The sequence below is a fragment of the Streptomyces sp. NPDC006259 genome (genome assembly GCF_042870975.1).
In the GTDB taxonomy this organism is placed as follows: domain Bacteria; phylum Actinomycetota; class Actinomycetes; order Streptomycetales; family Streptomycetaceae; genus Streptomyces.
Map to the genome: position 1 here is coordinate 78,664 of NZ_JBIAHY010000008.1, position 23,165 is coordinate 101,828.

Genomic DNA, 23,165 nt, shown 5'->3' on the forward strand with positions numbered 1-23,165 from the left:
AGACCCCCTCCGACCCGTGGGAGCCACGGAACCAGCCCGGACAGCTCGTAATGAGCGGGTCTGACGGCACCGACTGACGGCAACGTGCGTGGACAAAGCCGTACTCGGATAGACGACTCAGCACCGAGCAAGCCGCCATGGCCGAGCAGCGTCCGAGCCGAGGAGTCTGCGGCCGGAACTCCTAAAGCGGGTGTCGCAGGTTCGAATCCTGCCGGGGCACAGAGAGCACCTGGTCGGAGGCTCTTCCGTCCGTCGGACGGAAGAGCCTCTGCGGTGACAGCACATATACGGCACCGACGCCGCGGCCACCTACAGTCGCTGGTCCCACGGATTGACCACCAGAGCGCCGGTTCGGGCCAAGTGCTTGATGTTGCGTGTGGCAACCGTCCAGCCGTTGGCCAAGGCAGTGGCGGCGATCAGGGCGTCCGGTGGGTCGATGCTGGTGCCGGCGGCCTTGAGCGCCTTGTGCATGGTGAGGTAGGCGGCCGCCTCCGGTTCGCCGATCGGTGCGATGCGGTCACGGAATTCGTGCCGTACCGCAGCGAGGGCTTGTGCGTAGCGGGCTTGCCTTACGGGATCCGGGGCGGCGGCAACGCCGGCCTCGATCTCGGCCACGGTGATCACGCTCAGGAAGCGGTTGGGGCGGGCCGTGGACCGGAACCAGGTCAGGACGCGCGGGTCCGGCTTCACCCGGGTCGTGAGCTCGGCGACGACATTCGTGTCGAACAGGTAGATCACTCGGCGTCCGACTGCCCATCGTAGGAGCGGGCGCCGAATTCCAGACCCTCGAAGGGCCGGGAGAGCAGGAATTCCTCGAAGCCGTCGTTACTCAGCGCCACCCAGCGGTGAAGCATCTCGGGCAGAGCCTCGATCTCCGTGTCGGCGAGTTCCGCGTCGAAGTGCCGACGCTGGTCCTCAGGCAGGGACTCCCGGATGTCACGAATGGTCCGCAGCGGATGCGACGACGGGCGCGGCATGTGAGGTACACCGCTCGGAGCTGTGGTCATCGGCATCCCCTCCGCATGCATCGGGCTGCGTACTGCTGCTGGTCCTCAGGCTACGGGTTTCCGCCTGCCCGCTCACAACTTTGGGACGAGAGCGGAGCAGCCGTCAACCTGGCCGCCGAGCGAGTCTTGCCATGGAGGGTGCGCGCAGTCGTCCCTGTCTACTCGCCTGGGCAGTGAGGAGCCGTCCGCCCCCGCTGTCAGTACCGTCCGTCAGAATCCGGCCATGCTGATAGCGACAAGCGGCGGGGGCCACGTGGTGAAGCGCCCCTCGAAGCCGGCCATCGGGACGATGCTCGCCAACCTGCGACGCGGCAACGAGCACATGGTGCTGGAGCGTCAGGCAGAGGATTTCGAAGGGGACTGGTACATCCAGGTCCTGTTCCGCGAGAACAACACCTACCAGCTGGAGTACCGGGACGGGGTGCCGGCCGAGCATTACCGGACGCAGACCGTTTCGCGGGAGAAGGTGCGGGTGGCGCTCATCGGCTGGGCGACCGGCAAGCCGGACTGGCGCGACGGCTTCATGTGGAACAACATCGGCGACATGTTCACACCGGACGCCTAGCACCTCACCGGAGCTGGTACGACAGGACGTGCGCGTCCGCGGCGTTGACCGTGTCGCAGGCCTCGACGGGCCGCCCCTCGGCGTCGGAGGACCAACGCACCGTTCACTCGCCGCCCTCCGGCCGCTGTGCCGTCCGCTCGGCCTCGGCGGTGGCGCGGCCGGTCGCGGCGAGGAGGGCGAGCAGCGCGAGGAGGGCGAGGAGGATGACGACCAGCAGCAGGATGGTCAGGGCCGTCGGGTGGTTCCAGAGGGCGAAGAGCAGGGCCACGATCAGCAGGGCGGCCAGGGCGATCGACCGGCGGTGGGCCTGGGTCCAGGTTCCCGCCGGGCCGGTGCGGACCTGGTGGGCGTAGGCCCACTGGGCCGCGGACCCTGCGGCGCGCTCGGAAGTGCCTCGGATCGCGCGCGGGAGTCGTCCGGGGCCGATCAGGTAGGCGCCCAGCGCGATGACCACACCGAGCACGATCGCCGTGCGCAGGCTGACCCTGAGGAAGTGCAGCAGGGTGTCGAAGACGGCTGCCGCGGCGGCTTCCGACTGGATCTGGGGCGGGAGGTGGTCCAGGTAGTAGCGGCGGGCGACGACCAGGGCGACGGCGACGACCAGGCAGGCGAAGGCCGCGCCGAGAGCCGTTCGCGCCAGGGCGCGGCGGCGCCGGTGCGCCAGCAGCACGCCGGCCGCGCCGATCGCCACCACGAGCACGGGAAGCCAGTTCCCGATCACATCCAGCGCATGGGCGCCCTTGCGGACCTTCTCCAACTCGTCGGACTGGAAGAGCACCATCTGCCTGTCGACTTCGGGGATCTTGGCAGCCGGGGAGAGCCCGGCGTCCACGAGCGCCTGTTTGACCTGGTCGACGGCTTCCCCGACGTCGAGGGTGACCGTCCCGCCTTCCACCCCCACGGCGCCGCGGCCCTCGCCGGTGAGCGCGTGTACGACGGCGTTGTGGGCGGCCCGGTTGGCGTTCGTCCAGATCCGCTCGAAGCGGTCGCTCCGCACGAAGCGGGAGGCCACCTTCTCGACCGTGTCGTTGACCGCGGTATCGAGCTGTGGGCCCAGTCCCTTCACCGCCTGCGCGGCGCGTGCCGGCAGCCCCTCTGCCCGCAGCCACGCGGCGATGTCCGAGGCGGCCCGGCTGCCGTCCACCCGCACATCCGCGGCCTGGGTGATGCGTTTGACCGCCGCGTCCTCGATCGCCGGATCCGAGGCCAGTGGCGAGACCGTCTCCACGTAGCGGTCGGTGTCCAGCGCGATGTCGTGCACCCAGACCGTGAGAAGTGCGACCGGCACGAGGATGCAGGTGAGCACGATGAGTACCGCGGAGGCCGTCTTCCGCGTGATCCGCGTGGCCGCCGAGCCGTGCTGGGGGCCGCTCCCCTTCGTCTCATCCCCGCCCGCTCGCGGGACGGCAGCGGGCTCGGGCGGGTCGGGCAAGCTGGTCATGGGGTCTCCGGGGCTCTGGCGGACTGGCCTGCCTCCATTTCCGCCGCTGCACGGCGAGACGGCCCGCCCAGGTGGGCCGTACGGACGAAACTCGGTCGCCCCGAAATGGCAGGCCCGGCCGGCAGGTGCCAGGAAGGGGCGCGCCGGAGGGGAGAAACCCGTGGGAGAGACCCGTGGGAGAAACCCGTGACGGGCTCGTCCGCGAACGCCATCCGCCGACCGGCCCTCAACGGGGTCCGGCTGCGCGCCGATCAGGGCATGGCGGTCAGCACGAGGTCTCCGGCACCACTCAGAGCGCTTTCGTGGCGGACCGCTTCATGCCCTTGTTCCTGCTGGCGCCCGTGCCGCTCCCCGCAGGCTTGGCGGCCGCGTTCTTCCGCCCCGTGACCTTCTCCGTGCCCGCGACCGTCCGCGACGGCGCCGTCCGGGTCGATGCGGTCGGCCACCTGAACTCGATCTCCAGCTCGATCTCGCCGTCACCGATCTCGACCTCCACCTCGCTGCGAAGGTCGTCGGGGATCCGCAGGCTCAGCGTTCCGGGCCCGAGTTCCAGTTCGGCTTCCCCGCCCTCCCTCAGCGCGGTCGCGAGTGCCGTGAGCTGGTCAGCCGCCTCAAGACGTGAGAGCGAGCGCTTCTGCTGGAACTTCAGGTCCTTCATGGACGTCTCCGATCCGGAACAAAGGGTGGATAGAGACCATTCTGGTGCTATTGAGCCGGTTCGGACATCCTCATGGGCAGGCGAAGAGGTGCCTGACCGGGCGGCCGGGGTCTCCGCGAAACATCCGCCTCCCTGCGCGAAAGCCGGATGCGTTCTACGGTTGAGGAGAACTCCCGAGCTCGCGCAACGTGGTTCCTCCCGCCTCGTACATCCCTCGGGCTCGAAACCCACCAGGAGGGCATGAGACATGGCCACTGCATCGGAAACCCCTGTCCTGGACACCCTCGCCGCCATGACGGTCGACTCGCTGGAGCGTTGCGGACTGCCCCCGGACATGCTCATCCTCACGCGCATCGCGGCGCTCGCCGCCTCGGACGCCCCGCCCCTCTCCTACGTGGCCCATATCGACCCCGCCCTCAGGACCGGCCTGACCGCCGAACAACTGCAGGACGTCCTGGTCGCCGTCGCCCCCATCGTGGGCACCGCCCGCGTCATGACGGCAGCGGGCAACATCGCCACGGCACTCGGCATCGCCATCGCCGTCGCCGATACCGAGATGGGGTCCCAGGGCTGAGAGCGGCCGCCGACCCGGCATCGCTGTGCGGCCACGTCGGGCGGACAGGCCACGGAGTCCTGCTGTCCGACGTGCCCTGCGCCGGGCGGGCACCGGGCGTCCCCACCGCCGCAGGGCCAGGCAGGAGGGTCTTCGATGTCCCAGAACGCGACCACGGCGATGCGCGCCGCGCCTCGCACCACACCCGAGGAGCGCGCCGCTCTCGGCAAGGAGGCGCGCCGCCGCTCGCCGCGCTCCGACCACGCCGTGTACAAGCCGTCTCCCGACCGGCCCGATCCGCTGTCGATCCTGGAGGCGCAGTCCGCGGCGAGGGTGCCCGAACTCGTCCCGATCCGCTACGGCCGGATGACGGAGTCCCCGTTCCGTTTCTACCGGGGCGCCGCCGCGATCATGGCGTCCGACCTGGCCGACAGTCCGCGCTCGGGACTCACCGCCCAACTGTGCGGAGACGCCCACCTGCTGAACTTCCGTCTGCTCGCCTCGCCGGAAAGGCAGTTGGTGTTCGACATCAACGACTTCGACGAGACGCTGCCGGGCCCCTGGGAGTGGGACGTCAAGCGGCTGTCGGCGAGTCTCGTCATCGCGGGCCGGGCGAACGGCTTCGACGACGCCGAGCGCGCCCGCATCGTGAGCGCCACGGTCCGTTCGTACCGCGAGGCGATGATCCGCTTCGCGGAGACCGGCAACCTCGACGTCTGGTACGCGAAGATCGGCGCGGACCTCCTCGAGTCCCTGGCCGCGGACCGGCTCCACAAGCGGGGTCGGAAGAACCTGGCCCGTGCCCTGGAGAAGGCCCGTACCCGCGACAGTCTGCAGGCTTTCGACAAGCTGACCGAGACGGTCGACGGCCGCCCCAGGATCGCGGCGGACCCTCCGCTGCTCATCCCGGCCGGCGACCTGCTGCCGGACCTCGAACGCGGCGCCCTGGAGCGCCAGTTCCGCGGCCTGCTCGAGCGGTACGGCAGCACGCTGGCCTCCGACCGACGCACGCTCCTGGCGGACTACGTACTGGCCGACGTCGCCCGCAAGGTGGTCGGCGTCGGCAGCGTCGGCACCCGATGCTGGATCTTTCTCCTGCTCGGCCGGGACAACCAGGACCCCCTCTTCCTCCAGGCCAAGGAAGCCGACACCTCCGTACTCGCCGCACACGTCGGCCCCAGCCGCTACCGCAACCAGGGCGAGCGGGTGGTGGCGGGCCAGCGGCTGATGCAGGCCACGAGCGACATCTTCCTCGGCTGGGAACGGGTGGACGGCATCGACGGCGAACAGCGCGACTTCTACGTCCGTCAGCTGCGCGACTGGAAGGGCATCGCCATGCCGGAGACGATGCGGCCGAAGGGCATGCGGGCGTTCGGCGAACTGTGCGGGGTCACGCTGGCCCGTGCGCACGCGCGGTCCGGCGACCGCGTCGCGATCGCCGCGTACCTGGGGCGCGGCGAGGCGTTCGACCGGGCACTCGCCACCTTCGCGGAGGCGTACGCCGACCAGAACGAGCGCGACCACCAGGCCCTGGTCGACGCGGTACGCGCGGGCCGACTACCCGCGGAGGAACTGCCCGCGGCCTGACGGGGAACAGCGCGCCCGGCCCGCCCCGCGAAGCGACTCGGCCCGGGGCTGACGAGCACCGCGCTGCCGTCCTCGTCGGGGCCGTGTTTCGACCGGTGATCTGCCGTCCTCGTCGGGGCCGTGTGTCGGTGGTGAGCTGCCGTCTTCGTCGGGGCCGTGTGTCGACGGTGAGCTGCCGTCCTCGTCGAGGCGGTGTCCAGACGGTGACCGACCACCACCGTGCTCCTGCGGCAGGGCACAAGGGCTGGTCAGCGGGCCGGCATCCCGGTGCGCCGCGCGCCCGGGCAGGAGCGCTGACATGCTGGGGAGAGAGGGCCGCCCATGACGTGGCCCTGACGGACAGGGGTGATGAGCGCCGTGGCCGAGATCTACGAAGACGCTCAGGGACCGGCCGTTCCGGCCGTTCCGGCCGTTCCGGCCGTTCCGTTCGCCGATCCCCTGGGGAACCCGTTCCTGCGCACCAGGTTCGCCCTCCCGGCGAGGCCCGCCACGTTCCTGCGGCGGCAGCGGCTCGTCGACCATCTCGATCAGGCTCTCGGGACACCGCTGACGCTGCTCAACGGCGCGGCCGGGGCCGGCAAGACCCTGCTGGCCGCCGACTGGGCCGACAGACGGCGGCCGGCCGTCGCCTGGCTCACCGTGGAGGTGGGGGACCGGCGTCCCGGAGTGTTCTGGGCGTACGTCGTACAGGCCCTGCGCGCCTGCGGTGCGCTGCCGCCCGGTCCGGTGGGGTTCCCGGCGGCCGCGTCCCTGGCGGACGGCAGGCTTCTGGCGGTGCTCGCCGCCGAGCTGAACGATCGCGGTCGGCCCGTGGTCCTCGTCCTCGACGAGTTCGACCGCATGACCGCCGAGGTCGCCGAGCAACTGGAGTTCGTGCTGCACCACGCCGGTCGGGGTCTGCACCTCGTCCTCGTCACCCGCACCGAACCGCTGCTTCCGCTGCACCGTTATCGCGCGGCCGGCGAGCTGACGGAGATCCGCGCCGCCGAGCTGGCCTTCACCCCCGAGGAGGCCGTCGCGCTGCTGGAGCTGCACGGTCTGAGCCTTCCGGTCCACGCCGCCCGCGCCCTGGTGGACCGCACCCGGGGCTGGGCCGCCGGCCTGCGCCTCTCCGCCCTGGCCGCCCGGACGAGCGGCGACCCGGAGGCGTATCTGAAGGAGTTCGAGGCGGACCGGAGTACGATCGCGGACTTCCTGCTGGCCGAGGTCCTCAACGGGCAGACGGAGGAGAGACAGGACCTCCTGCTGCGTGTCAGCGTCCTGGAGCGTTTCTGCCCGGACCTGGCCGACGCGCTGACCGGCCGGGCCGATGCCGAGCCCCTTCTCGTCGAGCTGCACCACGCGAACGCGTTCGTCGAGCACCTCGGGCGCTCGTGGTACCGCCTCCACCCGCTGTTCGGTGAGATCCTCCGGGCCCATCTGCGCGTGCGCCTGCCCGGTCTGGAGCCGGAACTCCATCGGCGGGCCGCGCGGTGGCTGCGTCGTTCCGGATTCCTGCCGGAGACGCTCGCCCACGGCGCCGCGGCGGGCGACTGGGACTTCACCGCCGGCGCGCTCGTGGACGACCTGGCGATCGGCCAGCTCTTCACCGGCCTGCGCTCCGAGGATCTGACCCGGTTGTTCTCCCGTATGGGGCCCGAAGCCGGGAGTCCCGCCACGGACCTCGTGCGGGCGGCCCGCGACCTGGCCCGGTGCGACGTCGACCGTGGTGCGGCTCGCCTGCGCCACGCGGAGGAGCGTCTGGCCTTCGAAGCGTCCGAACCCTCGCCCGGCATGGTGCCCGACCAGGCGGCCGCCCAGCTGAGCTGTGCGCTGCTCGAGGCCCTCGCCGCCCGGCTGACCGGGTCTTCCCCGCGGGCCGAGAAGGCCGCCCGAGCCGCCGACGAGCTGCGGAGGGAGGTCCCCGCGCAGCTCCTGGCGGAGCATCCCGAACTCTCCGCTCTGCTGCTGACCCATGTGGGATCGGCGCGCCTGTGGGCAGGGCGCTTCGAGGAGGCGCGCGCCGCGCTGACCCTCGTGGCCGGCACCCCCGGCGGCGACTCCACCCTGCTGCCCCGGGAGGAGTCGATGGGCCACCTGGCCCTGCTCGACTATCTGAACGGCTGGCTCGGCCGGGCCGAGCGCAAGGCACTGGCGGCGGTGTCCGAGACGGAACGGCTCGACCTGTCCCAGCCGTCCGGCTCCGGCCTCGGGCGGCTGGTCCTGGCCGCCGTGGCCGTCGACCGCCATGAGCTGGACCGGGCCCAGGCCCTCCTCGACGAGACGGTCCGGCTCCCGTCGGGCGCCCGGGATCCGGTGCCGGCGGCGGGGCGAGCCCTTGCCACAGCTCGCCTCCTGTTGGTCAGGGGCAGGACACGAGCCGCCGTCGAGGCGGCGGACCCGGTCGTCTCCGCCGCCGTGGCCTCACCTTGGGCGGCAGGCCATGAGGCGCTCGTCGCGTCCGCCGTCCACCTGGCCGAAGGGCGGCCGGACGAAGCCGCCGAGATGCTCCAGGGCGTGTCGGGCGACCAGCCGACGTGTGCGGTGGAGGCCGCGGCGATCCAGCTCGCCGCAGGTCGTCCCAAGGCGGCCATGGACCTGCTCGACAGCATCCACACCCGGAGCGGGACGGGTCCGGCGGTGACCGTGAGGGCGGCGCTGGTGAGGGCTCAGGCCGCGGAGCGGGCGGGAGACACCGCCACCGCCCGCAGGCTCGTGGCACAGGCGCTCCTCGACGCCCGGCGGGAGCGGCTGCGGCGTCCCTTCCTCGATGCCGGACCGTGGATCGGGCCTCTTCTGGCCACGGCTCCGCTGCGGGAACTGGCGGCGGGCTGGCTCACGCCCGGCCCGCCGCGACGCGGTGAGCGCCCCGGCCCGGAACCCCCGCCCTCGCTGCCCGTCGCGGTGGAGCTGAGCGGACGCGAGCGCGAGGTCCTGGGGCGACTGGCCCGGATGAGGTCGACGGAGGAGATCGCCGCCGACCTCTACGTGTCCGTGAACACGGTGAAAACCCACCTCAAGAGCGTGTACCGGAAGCTGGCGGTGAACCGGCGAAACGACGCGGTGCGCCGCGCGCGCGACCTCGGGCTCCTGTGAACGCACGTCGGTGAGTACGGTCGGCGCCCCCTCGGCAGGACACCACGGGGTCCAGCCCTCCCCCGTGGCGGGTGAGGCGGGAAGCGCGTGCTTCGGATGCCATGGGAGGAACGGCGGGCGGGTGTCGGCCGCCGCCCGGCCGGCTCCGTCGGCCTACCGGGCCGATGGAGCGAGGTGGACGGTGTGAAGCACTGGCGGGCTCTGATCGTCCTCGGTACCGCCCAGTTCCTGATGGTCCTGGACACCTCCGTCATGAACGTGTCCATCAGTCAGCTGGTGGAGGACTTCGACACGGAGGTCACCGCCATCCAGGCCGTCATCACGCTGTACGCACTGGTCATGGCGGCCTTCATGGTCATCGGCGGCAGGTTCGGGGACATCCTGGGGCGGCGCCGCATGTTCCTTCTCGGGCTGGTCGTCTACGGCGTGGGCTCGGCGCTGACCGCCGCGGCACCCACTCTGTGGGTGCTCACGCTGGGCTGGTCGGTCATCGAGGGACTCGGAGCCGCCATGGTGCTGCCGGCCATGGCCGCGCTCATCGCGGAGTCGTACCACGGGCGGGACCGGGCCGTCGCCTACTCGGTCATCGGCGGGCTCGCCGGCGCCGGAATCGCCGTCGGCCCCCTGTTGGGCGGCTGGGTGACGACGTACCTCACCTGGCGGCTGGTCTTCGCCGGCGAGGTCGTGGTCGTCGCGGCCGTCCTGCTGTGCCGCCGGGTGATCGCGACGCCCGCCCCGACCGGCCGGCGCCCCCGGCTGGACGCGGTCGGCGCGGCCCTGTCCGCGGCCGGGCTGGGGCTGGGCGTGCTCGGGGTTCTACAGAGCAGCACCTGGGGATGGGTTCAGCCCCGCAACCCTCCCTTCACCGTCCTCGGCTTCGCCCCGACGCTGTTCGTCATCGGCGCCGGGGCGGCCGTCCTGGCCCTGTTCCGGTACTGGGAACGGCGGCGGGAGCACCAGGGCGCCGACCCCCTCGTCCACCTGTCCCTGCTGGGCAGGCCCGTGCTGCGGTCCGGTTTGATGACGCTGCTGAGCCAGAACCTCATCCTGCTGGGGCTGTTCTTCACCATCCCGCTCTACCTACAGGTGGTTCAGGGGTTCAACGCCTTCGAGACGGGCCTGCGCCTGCTCCCGGTGTCCGTCACCATGCTCGTGACCTCCCTGTCCGCGTCGCCGCTCGGGCGGCTGTGGGGGCCGCGCCGGGTGGTCCGACTGGCCCTGGTGACCCTGGCGGCGGCCATCGTGTGGCTCCTTGCCGCCATCGACCCGCTCATCGACGACGCGCAGTTCGCCGGAGCCATGGCCCTGCTGGGCGTGGGCGTCGGCCTGCTCGCCTCGCAGCTGGGGAACGTCGTCCAGTCCAGCGTCGGCGAGCAGGAACGCAGTGAGGCCGGGGGACTCCAGTTCACGGCACAGAACCTGGGCTCGGCGCTCGGCACCGCCCTCATCGGGTCGATCCTCATCGGTGCGCTGGCCCACGCCTTCACCACGCAGGTGGCGGACGACCCCCGGCTGTCGGCGGGGGCCCGTGATCAGGTCGGTGTGTCCCTCGAGGCCGGGATCACGTTCGTCCCCACCGATCAGGTGCGTTCGGCGGCCGAGCGCGCCGGCCTGCCGCCGTCCGAGGTCGACGCCGTCGCGGACTCCTACGCCTCCGCTCAGCTGGACGGTCTCAAGGCGGCGATCCTGGCCACCGGCGGCATCGCCCTCGCCAGTTTCCTGGTCACGCCGCACCTCCCGACCGCCGGGGCAGGCCGTCCACGGCGGCCGGACGCCGAAGCTCCTGCCGGAGCGGCCCGATCGACGCCTTGAGTTCCGAAGGAGCCACCTGTGCCCAGGACCAGAGCCACGAAAGGCCCGGCCACGGCCCGCGGGGCGCGCCGCGCCGAACGCCGGGCCCGCGCGGACTACACGGGCGGCGTCTACGGATCCATGCTCGCGGCCTCCGTGGTGATCGGCGCGGGCTCCCTGGGCTCGTCCCCCCGGACCGAACTGGTGCTGCTGCTGTTGCTCACCGGAGCGGTGTTCTGGGTCGCGCACGTGCATGCCCAGCTGTTCGGGGCGCGCCTGGCACAACAGGCTCTGGACCGTCAGGTCGTCCTGCGCGTCTGCCGTGAAGAGTGGCCGATCGTCAAGGCCGCCGTCCCGCCGGCCGTCGCGGTGGCCGCCAGCCCGCTCCTGGGGATCGACGTGCGAGGCGCCCTCTGGCTGGCTCTCTGCGTCGCCGTGGCCGGCCAGGTGGGCTGGTCCCTGGCGGCGGCACGCCGCGCCGGTGCTTCGCCGCGACTCATGGCCGCCACCGCGTCGGTCAACCTGCTGCTCGGCCTACTGATCATCTCTCTCAAGATCGTTCTGACGCACTGATCCGTGGCGCACGGTCGCCGGGCGGCGGTCACCTGTACCGGGTGAGGTCCGACAGGGCACGGAGGCGCACGATCGCAGGGAAGGGCGCCGTCCGCCTGCCCCGAGCAGCCACGGAAGGACGTCCGCCCGCCCGAAGCAGTCCACGGAAGGACAGCTCGTGCGCTACGAGATCCGAGTCGAGGGACACCTGTCGGACACCCTGGCCGCCGCCTTCCCGGAGCTGGGCCACGTGGTGATGTCCGGCCAGACCATCCTGTTCGGCCCCGTCGTGGACGAAGCGCACCTCTTCGGACTGCTGGCGCGCTGCCAGTCACTGGGACTGCGGGTCCTGGAGATGCGCCAGCTGCCGGAGTGACGGGAGCGGGCGCGGGCGCGCGGTCCGTCCGTGCGTGCTCGGATCACTCCTCCCATGTCTTCTCCTTCCGTGTCTTCTCCTTCCGTGTCCTCTCCTTCCGTGTCCTCTCCTTCCGGCCGGAAGGCCGACGGGCCGGGCGCCGAGGACTGTCGGCTCACCGCCACGGCGGCGTCGATGGATCACCCGCGCTGGGTGAGCCGGCCACCGAGCGGCACGCGTGACCCTGATCCGGTCAGGTGCTCGCACACCGCCCCGTCACCGCGCCCCGTCGGCTTCGGAGGCGACGGCTCATCACGAGGAGGAGCCCATGACCATGTCACCCGGTCCGGCGTCGCGCACAGGACAGGAACACGAGCGCGACGGGGCGTTCCCCGCTCACCCGGGCGACTCGGCGTACATGCTCACGCGGCTCGGCCGGTCATGGACCTGGCTCCTGGGGTCGGCCGCCGCGACGCTGGTGCCGGGCGTCCTGATCCTGGTATGGCCGGAGGCGACCCTGCACGTCCTGGCGGTCCTCATCGGCCTGTACCTGCTGGTGACCGGGGCGTTCCGGTTCGTGGCCGTCTTCGCGCGGGAGGGGCACGAACGGCTCCCGGGACTGCTCCTGGCCGTGCTGTACGTCCTGGCCGGGGTGCTGTGCCTGCGGAACCCGTTGCAGACCATCGCCGCGCTCTCGCTGATCACCGGGGTCGTCTGGCTCGTGTCCGGCATGCTCACCCTCTACACGGCCATCTGCGCCGCGGACCTGCCGCACCGTGGCGTCGTCACGGTCGCCGCCGTCCTCGGCATCGTCGCGGGGATCGTGGTGCTCGCCCTGCCGACCGAGTCGGCCCGCGCCCTGACCCGGCTGCTCGGCCTGTGGCTCGTCCTGCTCGGCCTGGCCGAGGCGGTGGTCGCCCTCGGGTGGCGGGCCGCGCTCCGCAAGACGTACACCGGCGGGCCGCACGCCCCCGCTCCGACGGCCTGACACCGCACGCGCCGCTCCGCCGCGGCTGCCGCCACGACCGTCATCCCGGTCGGCACGTCAGGGCCACCGCGGCGGCGCATGCGAAGAGGAGATCCCATGAACCCGGCCGCGCCCCCGGATCCGCCGGACTCCGGCGGATCCGTCATCCGGCAGCACGTCATGACCGCCGAGAAACGAGCGGGAGGGGACCGAGCGGAACACGAGCGGCAGCGCCGTCACGCGGTGGTACGCCGTCGGCGGGTAGGCCGGGCCGGCTCCGCGGTTCCCCTCTTGCCGGCCTTGCCGCTCCCGCCCCTGGCCGTCGTCGCGGCCTGGGCCCAGCGCACGGCCTGCGACACCGGCACCGGCACCGGCACCGGCACCGGCACCGACAGGTACGGGGAGACCGTCGCGCCGCCGGCGTGGGAGCCGCCCGTGCTCCTCGCGGCGACCGGCCGGGTGGCGGACCGGGCGACGGGACAGGCGGCTCCGTGAGTCAGGGTCGGGAAGCCCGGCCCCGGCTCCACGCCCCGCAGACACACGGCCGCGCGGGTGCGTGAGTCATGGTCGGGAAACCCGGCCCCGGCCCCGCGCCCCGCAGGCACACGGCCGCGCGGGTGGCCGCGGGTCTGCGGTCCGGGGGCGCGGCCCGCCTGCTGTCCCGCCTGTCGGCGCTCAACGTCGTGGAGGGCTCCGTACGGCTGGCCGCGCAGGCGTTCCTCACCGCGCTCCCGCTGCTGATGACCGTCGCGGCGTTCGCCCCCGGGTGGATGCAGAACCTGCTGGCCGACTCCCTCCGGGCGGTTCTGGGGGTACGGGGGGACACCCTCGACGAGATGCGCGAGGTCTTCTCCGCGACCGGCACCACGGGGACCACCACCGGAGCCGTGGGCGTGGTGGTGACGGTGGTGTCGGCCACGGCGTTCAGCAGGGCCCTTCAGGCGGTGTGCGAGCGGTGCTGGCACCTGCCGCGTGCCCCGGTACGGACCGCCGTCTGGCGCTGGCTGCTGTGGCTGGTCGTCTGGCTGGCCTTCCTCCTGCTCCAGGCGCCGCTGCGGAGCGGGTTCGGCGCCGGCGCGGTGACCGGACTGGTGCTGTCCCTGCTCTCGGCGACGCTGCTGTGGTGGTGGTCCCAGCATCTGCTGCTGGGCGGCCGGATCGGCTGGCGGAGCCTGCTGCCGGGAGCGCTGCTGGCCGGTGCCGGTACGGAGCTGCTGAGCGGGGCCGCCCGCGTGCTGGTGCCGGCCGCCATGGAGCGCAGCCTGGACGAGTTCGGCCCCCTGGGCCCCGTCTTCACGTTCCTCTCCTGGCTGATCGTCGTGTTCCTGGTGGCCGTCTCCGGCCTGGCCCTCGGCGAGTACGTCGCCTCCACCTCCTGGTACCGGACGGCCGCCGCTCCCCGCAGCCGCGGGGAGAGCGGCCCCTGATCCGACGACGGGAGCGCGGCGGCCGATGGTGTGCCCGCGCCGCGCGCAGGCCGATGGTGTGCCCGCTCCGCGCGCACACTCACCCGCGCCGGGTGAGGCGCCGGGCGCTTGCCGTGAGCACGCTGAAGGCGGTACACACCCGCAGCCGGGCGAAAGCTCGAGACGGAGGACGGACATGAGCGCACAGACCTACCTGGCGTACGACTATCCGCTGCTGAGCGCCTTCTGGACCATGTTCGTGTTCTTCCTGTGGATCATGTGGTTCGTCCTGCTCTTCCGGATCATCACCGACATCTTCCGTGACGACACCATGAACGGCTGGGCGAAGACCGGCTGGCTGGTGTTCTGCATCGTCCTGCCCTTCCTGGGCGTGTTCGTCTACGTGATCGCCCGCGGCAAGAACATGGGCCGCCGGGAGGTCAGGCAGGCGCGTGCGCAACAGGAGGAGTTCAACTCCTACATCAGGCAGACCGCGGCCGGCGGCCGGGCCAGCAGCGTCGACGAGCTCGCCAGGCTGTCCGAGATCCGCTCCCGCGGCGACATCACGGACGAGGAGTTCCGCAAGGCGAAGGACCTGGTCCTGACCGGCCACGGGCCGGCGGAGCACTCGGGCGCCACCTCGCACACCCCCGGTCGCTGAACACACGAATCGAGGCGCAGGATGACCGCGACACACACGCGTGCGGACCACACGGCGAAGCAGGAATGGGCGACCGGCCTGACGGTCTTCGCGGCCGTGATGCTCTTCCTCGTCGGCCTGCTCGACATCTGCCGGGGCATCATGGGCATCGCCGAGGACGACATCTTCGTCACGACCCGCAACTACGTGTTCGAGTTCGACCTGACCGGCTGGGGCTGGATCCATCTCGCTCTGGGCGCGGTCGCCGTGATCGTCAGCGTCGGACTGCTCCGGACCGCGACCTGGGCGCGCGTCGCCGGCGTGGCCATCGCCGGACTCGTCATCATCGCCAACTTCCTCTCCCTGCCGTACTACCCGGTGTGGTCGGTCGTGATGCTCTCCATCTCGGGCTTCATCATCTGGGCCCTGTGCGTGGTCCAGCGCGGCAACCTCTACGACCTGTCCGAGGAACGTCCCAGGTCCGAGGCGCGCCCGCCGGAGAGGAGGTCGTATCCGCGCGGGCCCGCGTGAGCGCACAGCGGTCAGGGCGTGAGGCGCAGGAGAAGGGCCGACAGGTGGAATCACCCGGCGGCGACACGAGCCCATCGAGCAGGGCAGGACCCCCGACCGGACGCGACGGCCGTGCCGGACGGGCCCTGCTCGCCCTGCTGGGCAGCTCCGCCGACATCCGGACGAAGGGCTTCCGCACCCTGTCGCCGGGGCGACGTGTGGATCTCCAGTGGGAAGCTTCCGGCTCCGAGCAGGACGGCTACGACTACCGGGCAGTGATGAGTGCCTCGGCCGGCCTGACAACCACGTCCGGCATCGACGACGTGCCCGTCACGGCCGGGAGTGGGCACAGTGCTCCGGGCGGTGCGTGGCCGCGTCGAGCGGTGCGGCCGGACGGAGGCGGGGCGCGGTCCCCGGCCGTGGCGGGCCGCCCGCCGGGGGCCCCTCGCGCCGCGTCAGTAGACGCTGACCCGCCACCGCTCCACCCACCGCAGCCACACGCCGCCCGACCCCCGTACCTGGACACGGTCGGCCTCGACCTGCCAGGCGGTGCCGTAGAGGGTGGCGTCGGGGAGGTCCACCCGGACGGTGTCGAGGGTTTTCCAGATCGTCGTCGATCGGGCGGGACCAGGCGTGCGCGCAGTGGGCGCAGGTGTAGGCGACGGCCGTGCAGGGGCCCGACTCCGGGGTGGGGGTGCCGGGGCGGAACGCCCGGGTGCGGCAGCGGGGGCACGGGTCGGCCGTCCGCGTGCCTGCCGTCCGGAACACTTCTCGATCCTCCGGTACGCGGCGGGCGGACGGCCACCTCCTCCCGCTCCACCCCCACTGCTGCCTCACGCCCTCCTCGCGTCGTACGCCTCGCGGGCCTTCTCCACCGCGGGCATGCGTTCGTCGACCCACTGGCCCAGGGCCCGCACCTGTTCGGCGGCCTCTCGGCCGAGGGGGGTCAGGGAGTAGTCCACGCGGGGCGGGATCACGGGCTTGGCGTCGCGGTGGACCAGTCCGTCGCGTTCCAGGGTCTGGAGGCTCTGGGTCAGCATCTTCTCGCTGACCTTGCCGATCGCCCGACGCAGCTCGCTGAACCGGTAGGAGCGGTCCAGCAGCGCGATCAGGATGAGGGTGCCCCAGCGGCTGGTGACGTGCTCCATGACCAGTCGGTGGGGGCACGCGCCCTCGCCCCCCTCGCCGCGCACACGGTCCACGAGCGTCATGTCACTTCCTTCCACGGACATACCGTACGACGCGGTCGGCACTGTCCACCAGTTAGTGCCCGGGCCGTGCCGCGGGCTCCGCCCGATGCCGTCGGGCGGCGGCCAGGGCCTTTCCGCCGCCGGCCATGCCCGCCGCCGCCAGCGCCAGCGCCAGGACGCCCGGATTGACGTATCCGGGCACGGTGTCGCTGCGGTAGCTTCCGCCGCCGGACGTCTCGCAGACGAAGCGGAGGGGGACGTAGGACACGGTGTGGTCGACGACGTGCGACGCCCGTTCCTCCTGGCCGGGGGTCAGACAGGGGGGCAGGGGCGCCGAGCCGGTGCCGCCCTCCCACGTCTCCACGGTCGCTCCGACGACGTGCAGCAGGCCCCAGGTGTAGAGCAGGGCCGCCGCGGCGGCGGCGAGTGCGGCGGTGCTGCGGAACCAGGCCGTACGGTCGGCCGAGCGCGGGCCGACGCGGCCGAGGGAGCCGACGGCGTAGCCGGTGAAGGCGAAGGCCGCGACCAGGCCGCCGGGGACGATCAGGAGGAGCAGGTACGCCATCCGCCGAGTTGAGCAGTGACACCACCCCGCAAGCTGTGACGCGTCTCACTTTCCGGGCAACGACCGTGCTACAGGGCGTCGTTGCTCAGAGCGGGGACGCGGCTCACTGTTGGCGCCAACGCGCAGGGTGTGGGGAGCCGTTGGCCTGCGACCCGGTCTTCGCCGACCGGGTGGCGCCGACGGCTCGGCCCGCCCGTCTCAGTTCCCGGCGGGGGCTTCGACGGGCCTGTCCGCCTGCCGTCGGGAGGCCGCCGCCAGGGTCAGGGTCACCGTGACCGACATGACGGCCATCACCGTCATCGCCGTGGCGGGTGAGGTGAGTTGGGCCGTCACGCCGGCCACGGTCGCGCTGACGCCCTGGAGGGTGAGCATCCCGGCCGAGTGCAAGCCGAGGGCGTGTCCGGTGAGTCGGGCGGGCGTGAGAGCCATCAGGCGTTCCTGTTGGACCAGGCTCGCGCCGAAACCGACCGAGGCGAGCGTGACGCAGAGCACGGCGACGGGGAGCGGTGGGCGCAGGGCGAAGAAGACGTACGGGAGGGCGAGGAGCAGCAGGAGCGGGGTGGCCAGGCGAGTGCGTACGGCGGGCGGGAGCAGTCGGCCGACGGCGAGGTCCCCGGCCAGCATCCCCAGCGCCCCGCACGCGAACAAGGTGCCCGCGGCGCCGGGGTCGTACGGCACGAAGAGCGCCTCGCAGCCGACGACGAGGCCGTTGGGGAGCCACAGGCCCAGGTAGACCAGGCGGCGCGGGCGGGAGGACCACAGGACGGCGTTGACGCGCCAGGTCGCGGCGACCGAGGGGCGGCCCGAGGCGCGGGGTGGGCGTGCGGTCAGGCCGAGGCGGGCGGCCGCGCTCGCGGTGGCGTGCAGCAGGGTGGCCAGGAGGAGGACCGTGTGCGGGGAGAGGGAGGTGACGAGGGCACCGCCGACGGCGAAGCCGGTGATCTGCATCAGCCCGCCCATCATGTTGAAGATCGAACGGCCGGGCAGGTAGCCGTTCTCGGGGAGGATCTCGTTGAGCAGCCCCCAGCGGATCCCGCCGCCGAGCGCCGCGACCAGCCCCTGTGCGAGGACCATGGCGAATACGGCCGCGAGCGGCAGGCCGGGGACGGCCAGGACGGCCGTGACGGTGGCGAAGGCGAGGGAGAGACCGGCCAGGGCGGTCCTCGGCGGCAGGCGGTCGGCGCCCGAAAGGAAGAAGGTCGCGCCGAGCACCTGGGCGAGGGACGGGCCGAACATGCTGACCGCCGACAGCAGCGGGGAGCCCGTGGCGCGGTGCACGAGGGTACCGAGGGCGAGTCCCGCGACCGTCTGGGCGGCGGTGTGGGCGGCGGCGGAGAGCAGGAGCGGGGTGAACTCGGGGGTGCGCAGCAGTTGTCGGTAGCCGGTCATGCGAGGAGTCTCGGGCGGACGCGGACGCGGTCGTTATTGTTTCGCGGCAGCGCGAAACGTCGTGGGTGCCGGAGGGCCCGCCTCACGGCGGCGCGCGACGTAGCGGGTGCTACAGGGCTTCGTGGGGGCGCGGAACGTAGCTGGTGCTCCAGGGATTCGCGGGGGCGCGGGAGGGCGTGGGCGCCGCTGAACGTCGTCGGGGGCGGCGGAAGGCCGTGGGCGCCGCGGGGATTCGTGGAGGGCGGAGGCTTCGTGGGCTGGTGGCAGGTGAACGCCGACACGCTGGCGGGCAGTCGGTTCGTGGTCTCGCCGTTGGCGGAGACCTTCGCGTGCCTGAAGCTCCTGCACGCGGGGACGGGCGCGCATCCCGGCGAGACGGCGTGGCTGCGGGAGTGGCTGCCCGCCCACCGCGCCCGGCTCGCCGCCGATCCGGTGACCGCCGCGCTCGTACGGGCCGGGCTCGGCCGGGACTGGATCGCGGACTTCCTCACCCCCACGCCGAGGGACGGTGAGAGTTTCGAGGACGGCGTCGCCCGCGTCCGCGCGGTACCGCCCGCCGACGCCCGCGCCCACCTGCGGACCTCCCTCGCCGGACCGCTGCCGGGCACCCTGGACCGCGATGACCTGCCCGACCGCGCGGCGGACCTGCTGACGTGGGTGTGGGAGAACGCGGTACGGCCCACCTGGGAGCGGCGACGCAGGGTGCTGGAGGCGGATGTCGTCGCGCGGATCGCGCAGGTGGGCAGGGGCGGGTGGGCGACCGTCCTGGACTCGCTGCGGCCGGGGACCCGATGGCTCGGGGAGAGCCGCTTCCAGGTCAACGCGCACGAGTATCCGCCGCGCGAGATCTCCGGCGCCGAGTTGCTGTTCGTGCCGGTCACGCCCCGGGCGGGGTGGGTTTCGTGGGAGGAGCGGCAGCGGTACGCCGTCGTCTACCCCTGCACCGGGGTCCTCGCCGCCGATCACCGCCGGCGGGACGTGCCGGCCGCGCTGAGCGCGCTGCTCGGGCCCGGCCGGGCGGCCGTTCTCGTCCTGCTCGGGCAGGGGCCGCTGAGCACGACGCAGTTGGTCGCGCTGACCGGGCAGGGGCTCGGCTCGGTCGGACGGCATCTGCGGGTGCTGTGGGACGCGGGGCTGGTGGAGCGGGGGCGGGTGGGCCGGTCGGTGCTGTATTCGCGCAGTGGGGCGGGAGAGGTGCTGGTGCGGGCCCGGCAGGAGCCGGAGGCGAAGGCGAGTGACGCGAAGGAGACGGAGGTGAAGGAGCCGGGGTGAAGGCGCCGGAGGTCAAGGCGCCGGAGGTCAAGGCGCCGGAGGTCAAGGCGCCGGAGGTCAAGGCGCCGGAGGTCAAGGCGCCGGAGGTCAAGGCGCCGGGGGTCAAGGCGCCGGGGGTCAAGGCGCCGGGGGTCGGAAACGGGGACAGCCCCCGTAAGCCGCCCGTCGCCCGGCGGAGCTAGCATCCGGGGATGACTACTGATGCCGCTTCCCCCCTCAATGTCGAGATCGGCGCCCTCAAGGGCGGTTCCGCGGACCTCTCGCAGTACGCGGGCCAGGCCGTCCTGATCGTGAACGTGGCTTCCAAGTGCGGTCTGACGCCCCAGTACAGCGGGCTGGAGCGGCTCCAGGAGCGGTACGCCGCCCAGGGCTTCACCGTGCTCGGAGTGCCCTGCAACCAGTTCCTCGGGCAGGAGCCCGGCAGCGCCGAGGAGATCGCCGAGTTCTGCTCGGCGACGTACGGCGTGACCTTCCCGCTGACCGAGAAGGCCGAGGTGAACGGGGACGGGCGGCACGCGCTGTACGAGCGGCTCGTCGGGTTCGCCGACGGTGAGGGGCACACCGGGGACATCCGCTGGAACTTCGAGAAGTTCCTCGTCGGCCGGGACGGCACCGTCGTCGCCCGGTTCTCGCCGCAGACCGAGCCGGAGTCGGCCGAGGTCGTTGCCGCCATCGAGAAGCAGCTGGGCTGACCCGCCCGCTCGGCCTCGCCCCTGGGGCGGAGCCGAGCGTCCTGGCGTCGCCGGGCGGAGCTGGCCGCCCGGCGACGGAGGACGAGTGATCAGGACGAGGGACCAGGTGGACGACGGGACACTGCCCACCGTCGGCCGCGTTCGCCGCGCGGGCCCGGCTTCCGGCCGGGGCGCTGCGGCTGTACGACCGGCTCGGGCCGCCGGCGCCGGCGCAGGTCGACGAGGTGAGCGGTTGCCGCTGTCACCGCGCCGGGCAGGTGGAACGCGCGCCCGGCTGCGGGGAAAAGCCGAGCCCTCTCGGCAAGGACGGCGAGCTCGACGAGAGGGCTCTTTCGGTGCTGCGTGTGAAGTTGTACCGCTGTGAAGTTGTACCGCGTATGAAGTTGTACCGCGCGGGAGTCGGGCGGCTTGTGGAGTCGTACCGCGGGTGGGACCTACGCCTTGACCGAGGCGACGAAGAGGTTCCACGCGTCGGCGGGGAAGCCCAGCACGGGCCCGTCCTGAACCTTGGAGTCCCGTACGGCCATGGCGGCGACGACCGGCGACTTGATCTCGACGCACGCGCCGTTGCCCGTCGAGTACGAGGACTTGGTCCACGCGTCGGTGATGCCCTGACGAATTGCCATTTTTGCTCCGGATTGCCAGATCTGATGAGTTGCTGTCGCCGCGCGAAAGGCCTGATTACGGGCCCGCAGCACGGTTTCCGCCAACGCTGTTGCTCGGTGGCGTGATCGACGCTACTCGCCAACATCGGCGTACGAAGCGACTATTCACTCGACTGGATGGCATATTCCAGGTGGGACTTCCATCCCGGGCGGGTGAGGGTGTACGGTGCGGCACTTTTCCGGCTGAGGGCTCCCGACAGGGCCCCGGACCCGGAGCGGTGAGCAGTGGGTCCTGGACCGTGAGCCGCGAGCCGTAGGGCCTGGACCGTGAGCCGCGAGCCCGCCCTAAAGCGTGTACTGCTTGGCGATGTCGGCGATGAACTGGCGGGACTGGTCCACGTTCAGGGCCTGCGCCCGCAGGTGCTCGTACATCACGCTGTACTTCTGGACGTCGTTCGGCTTCTCGAGGTACAGGTCGCTGGTGACACCCTCGATGTAGACCACGCTGGAGTCGGCCGCGTCGGGGAACTCCAGGATCGCGTACTGGCCGTTGAGACCGGGATGCGCGCCCATCTCGAACGGAATCACCTGCACGGTGACGTGCGGCAGCCGGGACTGCTCGACGAGATGCTCCAACTGGTCGCGCATCAGGGACTTGTTGCCGACGACCCGGCGCAGCGCCGCCTCGTCCATCACCGTCCACAGACGCAGCGGGTTCTCCTCGGCGCTGATTCGTTCCTGCCGGCGCATGCGCACCTGCACACGCTTCTCGATCTCGGTCGCCGCGGTCTCCGGCAACGCCCCGGAGATCAGCGTCTCGGCGTACTGACGGGTCTGCAACAGGCCGGGCACCACCTGCGGGTCGTACACGCGCAGGCTCGCCGCGTCCGTCTCCAGGCCGATGTACACGCTGTACGGGACATCGCCGAACGCGTGCCACCAGCCCTGCTGCCGGGAGTCCTTGGCCATCTGCATCAGCGACTCGACGATGCGCTGGTCCTCCACCTCGTAGACCCCGCACAGGTCGCGCACATCGCGCTGGCTGATGCTGCGTCTGCCGTTCTCGAGGCGGCTGATCTTCGACTGGGACACCAGCAGGCGGTCGGCGACCTGTTCGGCCGTCATGCCCTTGTCCTCGCGGAGCTTGCGCAACTCCTGCCCCAGCCGACGCCTCCGGACGGTGGGATTGACATTCGACGCCACGGGACGTGCACCTCCGGCTGCGTGCCTGTAGTTGACACTTTGCGTATCTGCTGTTGAGCAGACTGCCACCAAGGTGCTTTCTACCGCTGGAAAACAAGGGATATGCGGGCGCCGCCCCGGGTCTCGCCGCTCCGGCGGCCCGACGGACCGGTTCCCGGGCACGCGTCCGCGCGGGGCGGTGGGCCGTACGTCACGGGGACGTACGGCAGCACCCGCCCCGCGCGGGCCGCTGCGGCTCCCGAACGGGTCTTGGGGCCTTCACGGCCTTACGGCTGCGGTGTCGTGGGACCGCGGCTCAGTGCGCCACGACACGTGCCATGGAACCTCGGTGCGGTTGCGCCGGAACGCCATGGGCGGGTTCCGGAGCGGACCGGCCTCCCGGTCCGGCCTGACGGCCGGGGGCCTGGGCCGGGTTGCGACGCGGCTGTACGACCGCGCCGTTCTGGACGTCCATCACGGCGTGCGCCACGAGGCCGCCCATGGGGTCGTGTCTGATCAGGTCCCGCAACCGGGATCGGGACGAGCGCCCCTCGTTCCCCGGGTACAGGTGCTTGCCGAGACCGACCGCGTGCGCCAGCGCGGCGAGCGCCGCCGTCCGCGGGTCCGGCGGGACGCCGGTGCGGATGGCGGTGTCCAGCCGGGCCTTGATCTCCCGGCTGATCGCCGTCTCCGTCGCCTGGTAGCGAGTCGTCGGCAGCACTCCGCACATCTGACCCGCCACGGCATGCACCATGCCGCACCGCTCCAGATGCGAGAGATACGTCTGACGGAGCCCCAGTCGGGGTCCGCCTATCCAATGGACCGCCCGTACGGGAGCGCCACGCCTTCGCAGCAACTCCAACGCGCAGTCCAGCGTCGGATCTCCGGTCGGCCGTGGGGACACCACGGCGATACGATCCCCGTCCGGGGCTATCCGTCCGGCCATCGCCAGCTCCACTAGCTGTGCTCCGGCCAGACCAAGGTCGAGCGACTGCGGCTGTGCAGTGGTACCCGTGGCCGGGTCCAATGCCAGCAGAAGAAGCTCTTCCGGAATTGTTCTGCGGCTCCTGCCCATCCATGCCTCCCCGCGTGGATGAGTGACAGGGTGACCCCTCTCACATTCATCTGTCGAGAGTGCGTGACCGGTTCGTAGTGGAACCAGT

At 72.0% G+C, this 23,165-nt stretch carries 26 protein-coding genes and 2 pseudogenes; 17 read left to right on the plus strand and 11 right to left on the minus strand.

The window, feature by feature from the left end:
* Nucleotides 1-309: 309 nt before the first annotated feature.
* Together ACFYO5_RS30110 and ACFYO5_RS30115 are read right to left on the minus strand one after the other, a co-directional pair.
* Entirely contained in the window at nt 310-738 is a 429-nt protein-coding gene (locus ACFYO5_RS30110; protein ID WP_388714688.1) for a type II toxin-antitoxin system VapC family toxin, read from the minus strand.
* Nucleotides 735-1,007, minus strand: coding sequence for a hypothetical protein (locus tag ACFYO5_RS30115; RefSeq protein ID WP_388714691.1), 273 nt, complete (start codon nt 1,005-1,007; stop codon nt 735-737). The genes ACFYO5_RS30110 and ACFYO5_RS30115 overlap by 4 nt, the downstream gene beginning before the upstream one ends.
* 223 nt (nt 1,008-1,230) lie before the next feature.
* On the opposite strand from ACFYO5_RS30115, the gene ACFYO5_RS30120 reads away from it, so the two are divergent.
* Nucleotides 1,231-1,572: a hypothetical protein gene (locus ACFYO5_RS30120; RefSeq protein ID WP_388714694.1), complete on the plus strand. Its 342-nt coding sequence runs from the start codon at nt 1,231-1,233 to the stop codon at nt 1,570-1,572.
* 103 nt (nt 1,573-1,675) lie between these two features.
* Here ACFYO5_RS30120 and ACFYO5_RS30125 read toward each other — a convergent pair whose 3' ends face one another.
* Both ACFYO5_RS30125 and ACFYO5_RS30130 read right to left on the minus strand, forming a co-directional pair.
* Nucleotides 1,676-3,013, minus strand: coding sequence for a hypothetical protein (locus ACFYO5_RS30125; protein WP_388714697.1), 1,338 nt, complete (start codon nt 3,011-3,013; stop codon nt 1,676-1,678).
* A gap of 289 nt (nt 3,014-3,302) precedes the next feature.
* Nucleotides 3,303-3,671: an amphi-Trp domain-containing protein gene (locus ACFYO5_RS30130; RefSeq protein ID WP_388714699.1), complete on the minus strand. Its 369-nt coding sequence runs from the start codon at nt 3,669-3,671 to the stop codon at nt 3,303-3,305.
* 247 nt (nt 3,672-3,918) lie between these two features.
* On the opposite strand from ACFYO5_RS30130, the gene ACFYO5_RS30135 reads away from it, so the two are divergent.
* The 12 genes and pseudogenes from ACFYO5_RS30135 to ACFYO5_RS30190 form a co-directional block, all read left to right on the plus strand.
* Nucleotides 3,919-4,245, plus strand: a complete 327-nt coding sequence (locus ACFYO5_RS30135; RefSeq protein WP_388714702.1) for a carboxymuconolactone decarboxylase family protein — start codon at nt 3,919-3,921, stop codon at nt 4,243-4,245.
* 135 nt (nt 4,246-4,380) lie between these two features.
* Nucleotides 4,381-5,811 (plus strand): DUF2252 domain-containing protein, encoded by a 1,431-nt coding sequence (locus tag ACFYO5_RS30140; protein ID WP_388714705.1) that lies wholly within the window; start codon nt 4,381-4,383, stop codon nt 5,809-5,811.
* A 348-nt stretch (nt 5,812-6,159) separates the two neighbouring features.
* Complete coding sequence (locus ACFYO5_RS30145) at nt 6,160-8,886, plus strand: LuxR C-terminal-related transcriptional regulator (RefSeq protein WP_388714708.1); 2,727 nt, start codon at nt 6,160-6,162, stop codon at nt 8,884-8,886.
* 183 nt (nt 8,887-9,069) lie between these two features.
* Nucleotides 9,070-10,698, plus strand: coding sequence for an MFS transporter (locus tag ACFYO5_RS30150; protein ID WP_388714711.1), 1,629 nt, complete (start codon nt 9,070-9,072; stop codon nt 10,696-10,698).
* A gap of 18 nt (nt 10,699-10,716) precedes the next feature.
* On the plus strand, nt 10,717-11,250 hold the full coding sequence (locus ACFYO5_RS30155) for a hypothetical protein (RefSeq protein ID WP_356565196.1): 534 nt from the start codon (nt 10,717-10,719) through the stop codon (nt 11,248-11,250).
* A gap of 157 nt (nt 11,251-11,407) precedes the next feature.
* Nucleotides 11,408-11,605, plus strand: coding sequence for a hypothetical protein (locus ACFYO5_RS30160; RefSeq protein ID WP_356565195.1), 198 nt, complete (start codon nt 11,408-11,410; stop codon nt 11,603-11,605).
* Between the two features lie 307 nt (nt 11,606-11,912).
* Nucleotides 11,913-12,572 carry an HdeD family acid-resistance protein gene (locus ACFYO5_RS30165; RefSeq protein WP_388714715.1) on the plus strand — a complete coding sequence of 220 codons (660 nt, stop codon included), beginning with the start codon at nt 11,913-11,915 and terminating at the stop codon, nt 12,570-12,572.
* A gap of 279 nt (nt 12,573-12,851) precedes the next feature.
* Nucleotides 12,852-13,046, plus strand: a complete 195-nt coding sequence (locus ACFYO5_RS30170) for a hypothetical protein (protein WP_388714718.1) — start codon at nt 12,852-12,854, stop codon at nt 13,044-13,046.
* Nucleotides 13,047-13,114: 68 nt separating this feature from the next.
* Nucleotides 13,115-13,978, plus strand: a complete 864-nt coding sequence (locus tag ACFYO5_RS30175; RefSeq protein ID WP_388714721.1) for a YhjD/YihY/BrkB family envelope integrity protein — start codon at nt 13,115-13,117, stop codon at nt 13,976-13,978.
* A 175-nt stretch (nt 13,979-14,153) separates the two neighbouring features.
* On the plus strand, nt 14,154-14,618 hold the full coding sequence (locus tag ACFYO5_RS30180) for an SHOCT domain-containing protein (protein ID WP_356565187.1): 465 nt from the start codon (nt 14,154-14,156) through the stop codon (nt 14,616-14,618).
* 21 nt (nt 14,619-14,639) lie between these two features.
* Nucleotides 14,640-15,128: a hypothetical protein gene (locus ACFYO5_RS30185; protein WP_388714725.1), complete on the plus strand. Its 489-nt coding sequence runs from the start codon at nt 14,640-14,642 to the stop codon at nt 15,126-15,128.
* Between the two features lie 155 nt (nt 15,129-15,283).
* Nucleotides 15,284-15,407 (plus strand): annotated as a pseudogene (locus ACFYO5_RS30190) (cold shock domain-containing protein); the annotation flags it as partial.
* A 155-nt stretch (nt 15,408-15,562) separates the two neighbouring features.
* Here ACFYO5_RS30190 and ACFYO5_RS30195 read toward each other — a convergent pair.
* From ACFYO5_RS30195 to ACFYO5_RS30210, 4 genes are all read right to left on the minus strand, one after another.
* Nucleotides 15,563-15,688: a hypothetical protein gene (locus ACFYO5_RS30195; RefSeq protein WP_388714728.1), complete on the minus strand. Its 126-nt coding sequence runs from the start codon at nt 15,686-15,688 to the stop codon at nt 15,563-15,565.
* A gap of 252 nt (nt 15,689-15,940) precedes the next feature.
* Nucleotides 15,941-16,318, minus strand: a complete 378-nt coding sequence (locus ACFYO5_RS30200) for a helix-turn-helix domain-containing protein (RefSeq protein WP_356565181.1) — start codon at nt 16,316-16,318, stop codon at nt 15,941-15,943.
* A 52-nt stretch (nt 16,319-16,370) separates the two neighbouring features.
* Entirely contained in the window at nt 16,371-16,862 is a 492-nt protein-coding gene (locus tag ACFYO5_RS30205) for a hypothetical protein (RefSeq protein WP_388714731.1), read from the minus strand.
* Between the two features lie 198 nt (nt 16,863-17,060).
* Nucleotides 17,061-18,251 (minus strand): MFS transporter, encoded by a 1,191-nt coding sequence (locus ACFYO5_RS30210; protein WP_388714734.1) that lies wholly within the window; start codon nt 18,249-18,251, stop codon nt 17,061-17,063.
* A 252-nt stretch (nt 18,252-18,503) separates the two neighbouring features.
* Here ACFYO5_RS30210 and ACFYO5_RS30215 point away from each other — a divergent pair, with 252 nt between their 5' ends.
* The 4 genes and pseudogenes from ACFYO5_RS30215 to ACFYO5_RS30230 form a co-directional block, all read left to right on the plus strand.
* Nucleotides 18,504-19,523: an ArsR/SmtB family transcription factor gene (locus tag ACFYO5_RS30215; RefSeq protein WP_388714737.1), complete on the plus strand. Its 1,020-nt coding sequence runs from the start codon at nt 18,504-18,506 to the stop codon at nt 19,521-19,523.
* The gene (locus ACFYO5_RS30220; protein WP_388714740.1) at nt 19,520-19,705 is read left to right on the plus strand and encodes a hypothetical protein; all 186 of its coding nucleotides are present in this window, start codon (nt 19,520-19,522) and stop codon (nt 19,703-19,705) included. The genes ACFYO5_RS30215 and ACFYO5_RS30220 overlap by 4 nt, the downstream gene beginning before the upstream one ends.
* 9 nt (nt 19,706-19,714) lie before the next feature.
* Nucleotides 19,715-20,215, plus strand: a complete 501-nt coding sequence (locus ACFYO5_RS30225) for a glutathione peroxidase (protein ID WP_388714742.1) — start codon at nt 19,715-19,717, stop codon at nt 20,213-20,215.
* Between the two features lie 85 nt (nt 20,216-20,300).
* Nucleotides 20,301-20,484: pseudogene (locus ACFYO5_RS30230) on the plus strand (MerR family transcriptional regulator); the annotation flags it as partial.
* A 165-nt stretch (nt 20,485-20,649) separates the two neighbouring features.
* Here ACFYO5_RS30230 and ACFYO5_RS30235 read toward each other — a convergent pair.
* The 3 genes from ACFYO5_RS30235 to ACFYO5_RS30245 all read right to left on the minus strand — a co-directional run bounded on the left by ACFYO5_RS30235 (nt 20,650) and on the right by ACFYO5_RS30245 (nt 23,077).
* Complete coding sequence (locus tag ACFYO5_RS30235; RefSeq protein WP_388714745.1) at nt 20,650-20,841, minus strand: DUF397 domain-containing protein; 192 nt, start codon at nt 20,839-20,841, stop codon at nt 20,650-20,652.
* Between the two features lie 324 nt (nt 20,842-21,165).
* Nucleotides 21,166-22,023 carry a helix-turn-helix transcriptional regulator gene (locus ACFYO5_RS30240; protein ID WP_356565175.1) on the minus strand — a complete coding sequence of 286 codons (858 nt, stop codon included), beginning with the start codon at nt 22,021-22,023 and terminating at the stop codon, nt 21,166-21,168.
* Between the two features lie 295 nt (nt 22,024-22,318).
* Nucleotides 22,319-23,077 carry a GPP34 family phosphoprotein gene (locus ACFYO5_RS30245; RefSeq protein ID WP_356565173.1) on the minus strand — a complete coding sequence of 253 codons (759 nt, stop codon included), beginning with the start codon at nt 23,075-23,077 and terminating at the stop codon, nt 22,319-22,321.
* Nucleotides 23,078-23,165: the final 88 nt, after the last annotated feature.